The sequence below is a fragment of the Psychrobacter sp. GP33 genome, from assembly GCF_014119005.1.
Classification (GTDB): domain Bacteria; phylum Pseudomonadota; class Gammaproteobacteria; order Pseudomonadales; family Moraxellaceae; genus Psychrobacter.
In genome coordinates, this window is sequence record NZ_JACGYX010000015.1 from 1 (window position 1) to 10,595 (window position 10,595).

Annotated in this window: 7 protein-coding genes; 1 reads left to right on the forward strand and 6 read right to left on the reverse strand. The window is 32.7% G+C overall.

Going from position 1 to position 10,595, the window contains the following annotated elements; genetic code table 11:
- Positions 1-365 precede the first annotated feature (365 nt).
- Together H2245_RS11690 and H2245_RS11695 are read right to left on the reverse strand one after the other, a co-directional pair.
- On the reverse strand, positions 366-2,252 hold the full coding sequence (locus H2245_RS11690) for an acyltransferase family protein (protein ID WP_182407589.1): 1,887 nt from the start codon (positions 2,250-2,252) through the stop codon (positions 366-368).
- Positions 2,253-2,726: 474 nt separating this feature from the next.
- Complete coding sequence (locus tag H2245_RS11695; protein WP_182407590.1) at positions 2,727-3,071, reverse strand: hypothetical protein; 345 nt, start codon at positions 3,069-3,071, stop codon at positions 2,727-2,729.
- 1,369 nt (positions 3,072-4,440) lie between these two features.
- Between H2245_RS11695 and repM the strand changes: the two genes are divergently transcribed.
- Positions 4,441-5,346 (forward strand): replication initiation protein RepM, encoded by a 906-nt coding sequence (repM, locus tag H2245_RS11700; RefSeq protein ID WP_220464438.1) that lies wholly within the window; start codon positions 4,441-4,443, stop codon positions 5,344-5,346.
- Positions 5,347-5,433: 87 nt separating this feature from the next.
- On the opposite strand, the gene H2245_RS11705 is transcribed toward repM, so the two are convergent.
- The 4 genes from H2245_RS11705 to H2245_RS11720 all read right to left on the reverse strand — a co-directional run bounded on the left by H2245_RS11705 (position 5,434) and on the right by H2245_RS11720 (position 9,992).
- Entirely contained in the window at positions 5,434-6,642 is a 1,209-nt protein-coding gene (locus H2245_RS11705) for a hypothetical protein (protein WP_182407591.1), read from the reverse strand.
- Between the two features lie 79 nt (positions 6,643-6,721).
- On the reverse strand, positions 6,722-7,783 hold the full coding sequence (locus tag H2245_RS11710; RefSeq protein ID WP_182407592.1) for a GNAT family N-acetyltransferase: 1,062 nt from the start codon (positions 7,781-7,783) through the stop codon (positions 6,722-6,724).
- Positions 7,784-8,194: 411 nt separating this feature from the next.
- A complete protein-coding gene (locus H2245_RS11715) occupies positions 8,195-8,734 on the reverse strand; it encodes a serine acetyltransferase (RefSeq protein WP_182407593.1) in 540 nt (179 codons plus the stop codon).
- 505 nt (positions 8,735-9,239) lie between these two features.
- Complete coding sequence (locus tag H2245_RS11720) at positions 9,240-9,992, reverse strand: glycosyltransferase family 25 protein (RefSeq protein ID WP_182407594.1); 753 nt, start codon at positions 9,990-9,992, stop codon at positions 9,240-9,242.
- Between the last annotated feature and the right edge of the window lie 603 nt (positions 9,993-10,595).

Below are 10,595 nucleotides of genomic sequence, written 5' to 3' on the forward strand. Positions count from 1 at the left end.
TTAGAATATATTATCGGCTAGGTAATCCTAGTGGCTTTTATCTAACAGGTGTGGCGACATATGGCCTATGTGTCTCAGATGCGTTACTCGATATCAATATTAGGTAAACTTGGCTTGCCGATGCTCGTATCATTGAACGGATTAAGGCGGTACAAGGCAATGCAGTCATACCCTCTGAGTGTCATCGACTGTAACAAAGAGACTTTGCTAAATAGCTATACAAAGCCAGGCATATGAACGAGAACTTCCGTGCTAAGATTAAAAAATATCGTGTAATTGCTACTCGCTATGATAAGTTAGCCCGTCACTTTCTGAGTGCTACTAATCTAGTTTCTTGTATCCTTTAGCTTAATTGTTGACACACCTCATTTGCTCTGTATCTTATTAACAATATAACTCCATATGAGTTCTGAACCATACCCCGATAAGTGATTATCCTCTAAGAATATAGAGTTATCATCATCACCATAGTTACAAACATTATTATCACAAATAGCATCGCCTGGATCTATAAAAGTAACGTTCATATGTTTAGCTGATACCTTAGATAACATTTTATTTATTTGCTTAACATCCTCTGGATATTTATCGATACTATTACAATCAATACTTACTCCTAAAAGCTTTCTAGTTTTCAAGCATTTAGTTATTTTCCTATTTTGAGGGCTAGGAAGCTCGCCTATTATGTATACATTCTTTTCTTCGCCATATAACTCAATTAGTTCTTGAAGCTGAGATTGAAGATCTTTGTAATAGTCTCCTGTCAAATGACAATTATTATTAGAGCATTCCAGGCTTTCTTTTTCTGACCTCCATAACTGAGCGACTATTATATTTTGATTGTTATCTAAACCAAGTAAATGGTTTTTGCTACAACCTTCTTTCCAAGAAAGATCAGAACCAGAAGGTAATATTCCATCTTCAATAGTCGTTGAGTTAGGGAAAGATATACACTTAGGAAGCCATGATGACTTAACTTTAGATCCTTCTCTTAGTATTCCACGAGTGTAATGATTTGAGTGGCTATCTCCGATAAGTAAGTAATCATATTCTTCAGATGTATTTAACAAAGATAAGCCGTAATGGAGTCTATAGTCATCTGCAATGCCACCCTGAATAAGGGAGTTCGAAAGTAGACCCTTATCTATTGGCATACCTTGCTCTTTAAATAAAGATGAGCCACCTACAGCAAAAGAGATAGCAATTAGACTATAAATTAATATAGGCCTTTTTATACCTACAGTAACGATCTTTCTTTTTTCGATTAAAGTAAAGCTCAAAAAGCCCAGTAAGATAGAAAGAAGGATACCAATCGGTTTATAACTTTCATTAATCGTGTAATAGCTGAAACAAACAGCAATTGGCCAGTGCCATAGATAGATAGAGTAAGACCAAGTTCCTAGTTTTTGAAAAAATAGATTATTGGTTATTATACTTTTTTCTACATTGGCTTGTATTATTAACCATGTTCCGACTACAGGAATTGCTGCTAAATATCCAGGCCAAGCATTAATCTCTGAAATTAAAAAGTAAGAAGTAATAATAAGTACTAGCCCTAATAACTCTAAAGACTTACCAATATATTTTTTATTATTAACTTTTAGAGGGTATAAGTAAGCTATACCACCAACTAGCATCTCCCAAGCTCTACTTGGAAGTAGAAAATAAGATTGTGTTGGCCACTTACTTGTTGCGTAAACATTAAATACAAAAAAAATAATACAAAGACCTACTATTATTTTCTTAGTAATTTCAATTGAAGTAAATTTTTTCAGTGAGATTAATATTATTGGGTAGATAATATAAAACTGCCATTCAACAGATAGCGTCCATGTATGAAGTAAGAAGTTAGTTCCGCTGTCAAAATAATCGCCAGTTAAGCTGTATACAACGTTACTCACAAATAGCATAGTAGTCGCAACATCTCTACCTACTGTTTTGTAGTCCCAAGGGGTAAGAAAAAACCACCCCAAAACTAATATTACTATACAGAATACAGCTAAGGCAGGAATAAGCCGGTTAGCGCGAGCGATATAGAAATTTATGATCGAGAAACTATCTCTTTCCATACCTTTAAATATTATTCCAGTCATTAAGAACCCTGAAATAACAAAGAATACATCTACCCCGGCAAAACCACCAGTTAGCCATTGTGGGTAAAAGTGGAATATTACGACAGCTATGACAGCTATAGCTCTCAAGCCATTTATATCTTTGCGAAAGCCTCGTTTTTTATCTATCAACTTTGTCATATAATGTATCTTTAATGTTATATATTGTTATTTTTACAACATGGTACAACAAAAGTTCAGATTAATGAAATTAATCTAGCTTAATAATGAGCTTCGTTGTCAATAACTCACCGTCTATCAGAAATACAATATATAATTCTATATATTAATCAACAAAAGTAATGTAATGAGTAAATTCGATAATGGATGAAATTAAAGGCAAAAAAATACCGCAAACACTAACGTTTACGGTATTTTTCTTTGCAATTTATAGCTCAACTCTACAACGAAAGAAAATAGCATACTTCTAAGCTACCTATAAGGTATTAGCTTAGAAGTATATGCATTAAATTTGAACCTTACAGTATTAATGAACTGACTTAGGTTTGTTAAATATATTAGCATAGTCATAGAATCGTGGTTGAACGTCAAAAAATGATACATAAGTAATCTTACTATGCTTATATGCTTTATATATATTTCAAGTTATCAATTTTAGTGTTTGTGTTTGTGTTCTTTTATTAATAAATGAACAGCATCATCGTAGTGAGCCATACTAATTACTTGGTTAGGTTTTTTAGGAGATATATTTAGAGAGTCGTCTTTTGATCTATCTCCCAAATTATATTTATTCTTAATGGATTCTTTACTACAGTTTATACATTTATAAGTATTTCCTACTTCTCCTGTGGGAATACGAATACTTCCGCAGCGACAACTAATAGCGTTGTATTTTAAAATATCAGCAGTAATACCAGTTAAATTGTGCATCTCATTTTCGATAATATTAGCTTTAGCTTGTATTCCAAGTGCAGACTGAAATACTCTGATAATACTCATAATAAACCCTAACTATAGTTTTTCTTGGCGAAGTTAAATGGTCGATTAATTTCTCATATAAACATAGACCCTATAAACATAATACCTAACATGAATACAAAATCTATTTCTATCTGATAAAAAACTAATATTTTCAGATAGCAAAAATCAAACTTGTCTTTGATATAAAAAATACCGTTCAATCAATAAAAGTTACCACTTACTTTCATAAGTAAGTCTACGTTACCAATTAAAAATTAGGTTTTATCATAGAGATGATAGTTTCAGTACTGTATTACAGCAAACTTCGATAGGCTATGCAAAAGCAATATTCTATCACTATAGATCTAACTAAATGCTTCGGTGACTTTAGAGGAGCTAATACTAGATTTGATGGATGGTCGATGCAAATTTTAAATCTGTTATACGATTCCTTTGGTGACTAAGCTATGAACTCTTACTGCTACGTTAGTCAATTCAATAACTCTTTTGAGACTCTCCTATTATTGCACCTATTGAAACGGGGTAAGGTTGCGCTGTCACAATCTAATCCTACTTAGCTAAAGCTCCTAATTTACAACTCACAGTAAGAAAATCTATCAAACATAATTACACAATAACCTGCAATTGCTATTCATCTTATCCTTCATGTCTTTTGTTTTAATCAAGGACATATCTTAATTTACCCAAAACATATTCAATAATTTTTAACTATAAGAAAAATCAGTACGAAAGGTACTGAATATGCCAATTAAATGTGAACTTTCAAACCGACGTTTGCGCATGTCAAAAAACGTAATCAATGAAGCTGTCACTGTGAATACGAAATAGGATCTAAAAGACGATCGAACCTATAACTTTAGGTAATGAGCAATAATATAGAGTTTGGTAGTGGTTATTTGCTGTCTAGAATGCTCACTGTTCAATTATTATTTAAATGTGTAGTGCTACTATCATAAAAAGAAAATAGAGTGCTTAGAAGTGATTTTAGACATTCTTTTAAAATAATATGACGTAAATTGTCTGTTATTGAATGAAAATGATTGAAATATAGTTGATATTGAGTCTATTGATAGTGGCTCTCTTAGTTAAGCCATAAAAAATGATGACATTATTAAGGTTATCAAAATGGAGTTATCAACAAGTAAAAGGCTTTTAATGTTTTTAATGTTTTTAATAGCTTTTAGATACGCTATAGCCCTTACACAGTATATCTTTAATTACTCATAAGACGAGGTTTACCTGACAATAAGACGAGGTTTACCTGACAATAAGACGAGGTTTACCTGACAATAAGACGAGGTTTACCTGACAATAAACGAAAATAGTATTTTACTCGTTATAACGAGTAGTTTATATTATTCGTTTATTTATAAAATAAGGATGGATAATGAAAGACCTTGTTGTTAAAACAAACCGCCTTAATACCGCTACGCAAAATCTATCATTAACAGAAGTTCGTATCATGCAGTTAGCAATAGTAGATGCAAGAGAAACGGGTAAGGGTTTAAGCATAGACAAACCTCTAACTATATCAGCGTCAAGATATTCCGAAGCCTTTAGCGTATCCAGACAAGCAGCCTATGAAGCCATATTAAATGCCGAGAAAACACTATTTGAGCGTCGTTTCTCATTTCTTGATACCGATGACAGAATGGTTAAATCTAGATGGGTTCAGCGTGTTAAGTATCTCGAAAATGAAGCCAGTATCGAAGTTATATTAACGTATGACGTAATAAACGAAATCACACGCATAGACGGCTACGAGGATTTTTTCACGCAATACTTGCTAGAGCAGACCGCAAGCATGAAAAGTGCTTATTCAGTGAGACTCTATGAGTTATTAGTGCAGTGGAAAAAAGCCAAAAAAACTCCTGTACTAGAGATAGATATATTTAGAGAACAACTAGGAGTTGAGCGCACAGAATATAGTCGAATATATGACTTTAAGAAAAATGCGCTAGAGCTTGCCGTTAAAGAAATCAATGAAAAATCAGATATTCAAGTCAGTTATGAACAGGAAAAAAAAGGGCGGAAAATAACAGGATTTAAATTTAAAGTATTAATTAAAGACAAAAATTCAGACTATAAGAAAGATAAAGCTGCCATATTCAAAATGACAGCTAAACAGCGCGGGGTATTTGCAATTAAACTTGCAAAAATGAGTGAATTATCTAACCTTGCTAAGCAAGGTGAGGATTACAAGCAGTTCGCCAGTCGTATTGAAACCGAGCTATTAAGTGAGAATAAACAGGCATTTTATCTACCATATTTGGAAAAAATAGGCTTTCATTAATATGAAAATTTAATAAAAAAAGCGTGTTATATCTATTGATATAACACGCCAGGGAACTATTTTAGTCCGTATTATATAATACGTCTTTTATATTCTAAACATTGCACCAGTTGGTTTTAGACCAACATAAGCCATCGCTGCTTGGTTCATCCAATGAGGCTGAAGAATTCCATGCTGTAAAATAGCATGAATATCTCTATGCGCTCTTTCTATTTTGTATTTTTTATATAGTGAAGAGGTACCCGCAACAGCGTAAATCTCAGATACCATAGCTCTTGCTTCTCTTGCAGCTTCACATGACGCCGCCCACACATCAGCAAGTTGCTCATCGGTAAATGTATTTCTGTTTTGAGACTCTTCCCATAGCGTGTTAACACTGCTATGTAATTGCGCGCGTTTAGAGGCTAATAACGTTTTGCTTTTAGAGATGGCTGCTTGTACTGTTGGGCGGTCACGTAGATCTGGGTTTTTACCAGGAGTTACTCTATCCAAACACATCTGAACTAAGTCGTCTGTAGCGGCTTTTAAAACGCCTAAAGCCATTGCAGCGCATCCAGCAGAATTAATACAGCCAATGGGCAAACGGTTGTATGCGCTATCGATAGTAACAGGACTATCAAAGCTTACTGCGTATTCTTCTTTTACGAAGGCGCATTTTATTACTACATCGTGGCTACCTGTGCCGTTTAATCCACCTACGTTCCATGTATCAACTACTTCTATTTCCTTTTTCGGAATGAAAAATAGTTTTAAATTTGCGCCTGGTCCCAGTGTTTTAGGAGAATCTTCTGAAATCACTAAACACCGTAAAACAAACCAATCTGCTAACTCACAACCAGAAACTAACGACCATCGACCAGAAACCATATAACCTTCTGGAACAACTTCAGCAATCCCTTCAGGGCGTGCCGAATTTGCGTAGAGATGAGAAGGATCTTTATATACTTCTTTTAAACTAGCTTCATCTAGATAACGTCCAAAAGTACAGGCTAAGTGGTTATTCCAAACGATCCAAGCAGCTGAAGCTTCTGCACTAGCCAACGTTTCGTAAACTTTTAGGGTTTCTACAGGATTATTTTCCCAGCCACCTAAAGATTTGGGTAATCCCATTCTAGAGAGCTTATGTTCTGAGATCTGCTTAACAACAGGTGAAGCAAGTCTTCTAGAGCTTTCAGTTTCGTCTCTACATAAAACAGCTAAATGATAAATCTCCTTAGCTGATTCTGTCGGCAGATCATTTTTTACTTTCAACAATGGTATATTATCCGTAATTTCTAATGATGGGCTATGATTCATATTTTAACCTTGTTAAAATTTTTATTTTGATAAGTGATTTGCTGAACTGATTTACTTCTGACCTTCTTGACTTTAACTTTCAAGCAACTTCTTCTTTTTTTACAGAGGTTTTTCTATATAGTGGAAAAAAATCTGATTGTAGATCTAACTCAGTTAGAGTTTCATTATCCAGTACCAACTCATTGTATTTTTCTAAATTCACAATAAGTCGCCATGTTTTAAACTCTAATTCTTTAGAACTAAAACCTTTTTTGTATTCATATAAAGAATCTGTACTTCCTCCTAGCCCACCACCGAAATGTAAGACCTTATAACCTTCTTCTCTACCCCAATCTCTAGCAGTATGAGTAATCAATTTAGAAGGCTGCAAGTTTCTATAGTCGTTTAGCGTGCCGCCTAAATAGAACTGCATAATTCCAGACTCTTCACAGATCGTGTATATAGAAGAAGCAATTGCTTTATCGTCTTCATAAGCAGTGACTAATATCAACCTATCCTGAATACTATCGGATAATTTATATAAATAACTGTCATCAAAGAAATAATAATCAGTTGCCCCAACTTTTGTCATCGTCTCACGATAAATCTCTGAAAAAACTTTGATTCGATCGTCAGTAAAATTTTCGATTTTAGTAACAATATTTTTATTTAAAGCTTTTTTAATGCCTCTACGATGCTGATTTTGAGTTTCATTCCAGTGTTCATCTTTTGTTTTAGACAAATCAGACATCAAAGTAAATCCGTGACTAAATGAGGTTCCTATCGTGCTCACCCATTCTTCATTAAGAATAGGATTCAATCTTGTAAATAAGGAAACACAACCCTCCTTAAATAAGAACATTTTTATTGCTTCAAGTATTATATCAATTTCATTGCGAGTTAAAGAGCTATCTATTATTGGGCCACCGTAACCATATGGAGAAGTAGCATCCCAGTATTCTGTATTGATATTTCTTATAATTATTGGTAGAAAAAATTTCTTGCCATTATAGTCTGCCACAATGCCTTGGGGTTTACCTTCGTCTATCAACGTAGAGGAGTTAACCCATCCAGATAGATGATAAATGTCAAATTTATGATTCGATATTGCTTTATCCCACTCTGTATTTACGTCTATAAAGCAAACAGTAGTTTCATTCATTTGATTGACACCCTTTGATTATATTTTACATATATATGGATATATTATTGTTAGTTACACCAACATAAGTTAACAATAATATATCAACAGTAGTCTATTATTTTTCAATAAGACAACGTTATCTGATAAGAAGTAGTACTTAATAGATAGGCGGTTATATGTTTAATCAAATGATGTGTAGACAAAAAAATAACAGTAAAACATTGTAATTGTTGACTATTTTACTTTCTTGTAAATATTATCTAATTCTCTTGAAAACACAGTATCTTTGTGTTTATAAATCTTGAAAGAAAAAACCGTACAGATGGATTAAATGTAATTCTATATATTTATATTTCTAACATTCATTTTATATTATTTATTATAAAAGAGGCGTTTCTTATTCTAAATCTATCTTCAACATAGTTATTTCTACCATCGATTATGTGAATATAAGTTAGGAGAATCATTTGTCTTTAAAACTTTAGCAGGTACACCGGCAGCAAGTGAGTTTTCTGGAATATCTTTTATCACGACAGCGCCTGCTCCAATTTGTACATTATTACCAATGACTACATTTTCAACAATGCAAACATTAGGACCTATATATACATTATCACCGATAATCGCAGCATTATGATGATTAGAGCCGATAGATGTAAATTGACTAAGATTTACATTGTTACCAATTTGAGTAGTAGGATTAATAACAATACATTGACCATGACCAATATATAATCCATATCCAATTTTTGTATTTGCTGGAATATTCAGCATATATTTTGTATAAAAGCGTCTATGCTGGACTTTAGCAACGATTGAAATTATTGGGTTTTTTGATTGCGTTAATCTTAGCCAACAACTGAACTTGAAACCTGGATTAAAGAAATAGTTTTTAGAGAAATTATATAAATTTATATTCTCTTTTCCTACATAACGACATAAATCACTTTTGATATAATCAATTATCATAATACTATTTCCTCTAATAATTATAACAAGCAGTCGTTAACTTAAATCTATTAACATTTTATTTTGGAAAAACCACTATTTTCTATTATAAAACATTAGTCTTTGCTTTTTATTTGTTAGCTGCGATATTTCCGATCTTTGATCTAGCATACAAGATTTGGATATTAGTATATTATTTAATGTACGTATGCTAATCCAGTTAAAATTATCACTAATAACATAGATGTTGATAGTGACAATCGGATAACCAGTCTAATTATCGGTATGAAAGGTATAAATACGAGATAAAAATATTTAAGACCAATCTTTTGTATCCTGTAAATCCAACTCTAATTGAGGGTGAGTTGCACTTAATGAGTAATTTGGTGCCGCTATAGTGTATCTATTAATGTTTTGGAACACTTTAATCAGAAGATAACAACTGGCTGGTGACTGTCATTGCTAAAAAAAGCTATCAGTGTTTAATCATTTAGCCTTTATCTTCTCGTCAGGCATCAAAAAGTAACTACTTAAAGTCTATATTTTTCATCCTTAATGACCTTATTGCTCTACCAAATTCTCTTTTCATCTTTGCATTGAAAGAGATACGATTATTCTTTTTTTTATTGCGCACTATGCTGCTAGCAAACTTTACATCTCCTTCGCTAAAAAGCTTATCTTGTATCACCATAGCAGGTTGTAGCTGGTATACCTTAATAGACTTAGGATGGGTAATCTGATTAAACAAGACAACATCAATACATTCAATTACCTTCATTTCCTTAATGTAGTTGATCATATAAACGCATCCCAAGTTTGATAATATATAACCAGCCGCTCCAAGATTTTTGCCTAGAAGTTCGTGTAGTTTTCGACTAGTAGCATTAATATTTTTACCCATTAAAGAGAGTTCAGCTCTTTTATGAAATTTTTCAAGCTTAATAATATCTTTGCCAGAGAACCAGGAGGTGTCATTCAGCAATAATTTTGAATCCTCGCCTAAATCTATATCATCTTCAAATACACCTATAAAATCCAAATTATCATCAATACATTTTTGCCAAATACATACGTGGCTCAATAGGCACGCTAGCTCGCTAACACTTAGGTTTTCAACCTGCTCATTACTGATATCAAGTTTTTCTAATATTTTTTGGTTCATCGATGGCTCTATAGCATCGAAAAAATCGAAGGAAACCTCATTTTTTTTGAATTCTGACTTAATGTGTTCACGTCTTAATTCCGCTTTTTTTAAACTGATAACATAGTTATTAATCATAATTTTTCTTAAATCCAGTGTGCTTTTAATAAGCTTCGGATTATAACAATAAAATCTCAAAACAGCCTATTTAGCCAATATAAAAACCAATGCAATGCTTGGTATTATCTCGAGTGTAGAGAAAAGTTAAAATTAGGATAGGCTGTCAACACTAGGCATGTAACCTACTTCCTACCATGCTAACCATACTCAAATAACAGACATAAAAAAAAGCCCATTTAGGACTTGTTTCTCAACATCATTTTCGCTATAAACCATTGAAATTCATTAAGTTAAACTGGAATATAACAGCAGTCATCAATCCAAAAATCAATAGACATATCATGATTACTTGAATTACAAATCGTTCAATTTTTATAAATTACTCCTCAAATTATTAAGCAATAATAAACAAATTTTCGTTCTTAATCTATTTAATTTGATATTTATCTCTACTTACCATCACTTTATCTGATGCTTGAGATGTAAATTAGTTTCAGTAAATATACTGTAATATTTCATGACCAACCCTCCAAAAAATGTTTTTTTCGAATAGTCATCAAGCTAGCAATAGTGATCCTTGATATTTAAGACGTGTTTATTCACTATATTTATAAAAACTAG

Excerpts from the sequence above, each read along its gene's own strand:
- H2245_RS11705 (WP_182407591.1), bottom strand. The coding sequence starts at position 6,642 with ATGAATCATAGCCCATCATTAGAAATTACGGATAATATACCATTGTTG.
- H2245_RS11690 (WP_182407589.1), bottom strand. The coding sequence starts at position 2,252 with ATGACAAAGTTGATAGATAAAAAACGAGGCTTTCGCAAAGATATAAAT.
- H2245_RS11715 (WP_182407593.1), bottom strand. The coding sequence starts at position 8,734 with ATGATAATTGATTATATCAAAAGTGATTTATGTCGTTATGTAGGAAAA.
- H2245_RS11710 (WP_182407592.1), bottom strand. The coding sequence starts at position 7,783 with ATGAATGAAACTACTGTTTGCTTTATAGACGTAAATACAGAGTGGGAT.
- H2245_RS11720 (WP_182407594.1), bottom strand. The coding sequence starts at position 9,992 with ATGATTAATAACTATGTTATCAGTTTAAAAAAAGCGGAATTAAGACGT.
- H2245_RS11695 (WP_182407590.1), bottom strand. The coding sequence starts at position 3,071 with ATGAGTATTATCAGAGTATTTCAGTCTGCACTTGGAATACAAGCTAAA.
- repM (WP_220464438.1), top strand. The coding sequence starts at position 4,441 with ATGAAAGACCTTGTTGTTAAAACAAACCGCCTTAATACCGCTACGCAA.